The following is a 207-nucleotide window of genomic DNA, read 5'->3' as shown; positions in this document are numbered from 1 at the left end:
CGATTTAATTCTCAAAGGCGAGATTCCTTTGTCTTTTGCAGGTTCTGGGAGTACCATCGTTCCGTAATCCGCATCTTTTGACCAAGCTTTGACAGTCAGTTCTCTTGTCCATTTTGGACGCACTAATTTCATTGTCATATTCATTAAGTAAGCACTACTTCGAACATTGTAATAAGCCTTTTTTACGGTTTCGGTTGGTGTGTCCGC

At 41.1% G+C, this 207-nt stretch carries 1 pseudogene; it reads right to left on the bottom strand.

Features of this window, described 5'->3' with window-relative positions:
- Positions 1-207, bottom strand: a pseudogene (locus ACRHOC_RS16070) (hypothetical protein); the annotation flags it as partial.

The organism is Winogradskyella poriferorum (assembly GCF_050618035.1).
In the GTDB taxonomy this organism is placed as follows: domain Bacteria; phylum Bacteroidota; class Bacteroidia; order Flavobacteriales; family Flavobacteriaceae; genus Winogradskyella; species Winogradskyella poriferorum_A.
The sequence above is the reverse complement of the archived record's forward strand: the minus strand, read 5'-3'. Positions and strand labels throughout refer to the sequence as shown.